3 protein-coding genes are annotated in these 2,488 nt (G+C 60.6%); all 3 read left to right on the top strand.

Features of this window, described 5'->3' with window-relative positions; all coding sequences use genetic code 11:
- The coding region (locus ACWGTO_RS33125; RefSeq protein WP_454578903.1) for an alpha-L-arabinofuranosidase C-terminal domain-containing protein at positions 1-332 on the top strand (332 nt) is incomplete at its 5' end.
- Positions 333-538: 206 nt separating this feature from the next.
- Positions 539-1,966: an ISKra4 family transposase gene (locus ACWGTO_RS33120; protein WP_454578904.1), complete on the top strand. Its 1,428-nt coding sequence runs from the start codon at positions 539-541 to the stop codon at positions 1,964-1,966.
- Positions 1,967-2,002: 36 nt separating this feature from the next.
- A complete protein-coding gene (locus tag ACWGTO_RS33115) occupies positions 2,003-2,224 on the top strand; it encodes a hypothetical protein (RefSeq protein WP_454578902.1) in 222 nt (73 codons plus the stop codon).
- Positions 2,225-2,488: the final 264 nt, after the last annotated feature.

The raw sequence follows: 2,488 nt of genomic DNA, 5'->3' as shown, positions 1-2,488 counted from the left end.
AAAGCCCCACCTACAAATCCACCGTGGCGGGCGACGTTTCCTGTGTCGACATCACCGGCGTGCATGACACGGAAACCGCACATGTCACCTTCTTTGCCATCAACCGCCATTCGAGCGAGGAAATCGAAACCGTCATCGACATCACCGGCTTCGGCGCTGCTGACATCGTCGACCATCAGCTGATGGCGCACGCGGATCTGAAAGCCGTCAATTCGGCAGGCAATCCCGGCAATGTCGGTCCCAAGAAGGGGAGGGGCGCCTCGGTGGCGGGCAGCAGGCTGAGCCTGCCGCTGCCACCCTATTCCTACCAGATGATCCGCCTGAAGCTCTGACTTCACGCGCATCGTCGTGCATGCGCCGAGGAGGAGCGCCGACGTGACGGCCGATATCGAGATCAGGAATGTGAGCAAGCATTTCGGTGCCATGACGGTGCTGGATGATCTGTCGCTCTTGTCGAGACCGGTAATTTCTCTGGGGTCGAACACGGGTTGTTAGGCTTGAGCCGTCCATCAGCATCGTTTTGCTCGGAGGCAAAACGATCACGATCGAGGGCAGGAACGAATTTGGCGACAGCTGCCGGAAGGAGGTCCGCATCGACAAGAGCTGGGAGCGCCTGTTCGACGGCGACATCGGACTGTCCATAGACGATGGCAAAAAGATCATGGCAGCTCTGCAGAGCGCGGTCGTGAGCCATGAGGCGGAGACCTATTCTCTCTTTCGCCGGGTCTGCCCGGACTGCTACACGTTGCGGCCGGTGAAGGACTACACGACACGCCGGATCCGAACCGTCTTCGGCTTGGTGAAGGTTCGCAATCCGCGCTGGATGCTGTGTCGGGATTGCCATCCGGGCATGATCGCTGCGTTCCCGCCGCTGAACGATATTTGTCCCGATCGCGCCACGCCGGAGTTGATGGAGCTGACGGCGCGGCTGGGAAGCATGATGCCATACCGGCAGGCGGCGAAGGTGCTGGCCGAGCTCCTGCCCATTGAACCGACCGAGAGGCATGCGACCGTGCGCAACCTTACCATCAGGATCGGCAAGCGGCTCGACGACCAGGTTGCACAGGAAACATGGCGCGCGAGGTCTCAAACGGATGACCGACACCAGCTCGAGATGCAGCTTCCCGGTGATCGGCGCAAAGAGCTCGTCGTCAGCATCGACACCGCTCATGTTCGCAGCGCCGAGCCCAATTCAACGCCAAACTTTGAGCTCGTGGTGGCCAGATGCGGGCGTAGGGGACGGGGCGAACCCGGTGGCCGCTCTTTCGTCACCGGGAGCACCGCCCAGCGTGCAATCCGCGATCGCGTTCTCCACTCCCTCCGGGAAGTCGGATATCGCGGCTTTGGCGATGTGACAGTAATCTCGGACGGTGCTGAAATCCTCAAGCGGCTGCCCCGCGCCATGCCGAAACCGACGACCCGCATCATCGATTGGTTCCACATCGCCATGAAGATCCAGCCCATGCAGCAGATCGCCGATCACATCGCGCGATCACAGTCCGGCCCCATTGAAGCGCTTCCAACCATCGACAGGGACATCAGAGCCGTGAAATGGCGGCTGTGGCATGGACGCGTCGATCGCGCGATCCGCGACCTGGAGAAGCTTCTCGCCAGACTGAAGCAGTCGCAGGGAGAAGCCGAGTTCTCGATCGCACGCCTTCATAGCCTTGGCTCCCAACTGCTGACCTATGTCCGATCGAACCGCGGTGCGATCTATGGGAAGCGTTACCGAGCCGGCCCGCGGGTCGCCTCGACCCTCGCCGAGTCAGCTATGAACTCACTCGTCGGCAAGCGAATGGTAAAGAAGCAGCAAATGCGCTGGTCCCTTAACGGCGCTCACATGCTCATGCAGGTCCGGACGGCCGAACTGAACGGCGAACTTCGAAACCGGCTGCGGGCGCCTTTCCGACAGCCTGAACCGAGCGTGCCGCCAGGAACGCGCTGCGGCCGAGCAGTTCGCCCGTGACATCCAAGCCTTCGCCGCTGATCTGGAATGAGGTCGGTGACCAATCGAGACAGCGTAGCCTGCCTCCACCCTCTGGATTTTTTCCTCAACGATCTCGCCGACAGCATCTGGTGGCACGACTGCGTCAAACTCCAGGAACTTATCCAGGAGCAGCAACGAACACCGACCGATCACAGCGACATCGAAACGCCCCGTCCTCGTTCTGAAGCACACATCCTCGACACTCGACGGCCTGCGAAGGCAGCGCGTTTTTCCTGACTGGTCAGCTTCTCGACAGCTGATTGCGATAGCTTGTCGTTTGGCGTGCGAGCTCAATCCATTCGCCGCTGAGGCTTTGCCTGTCTGCGCAGACTTGCGAGCAATCAATATTTCGATGGAGAGGGTATGCGTGGTTCTCAGTTCAATCCTCGGCAGTTGAACCCGTCTGCGCCACGCTTCGCGCGGCAGAATACCGGCATGCCCGTAGGGCAACAGGGGGACGGCGCGAATCTGCAAGCGAACTTTGAGCAGCAGCTGAACCAA

Source organism: Mesorhizobium sp. PL10 (assembly GCF_053714315.1).
This window is presented reverse-complemented; position numbering and strand designations above follow the sequence as displayed.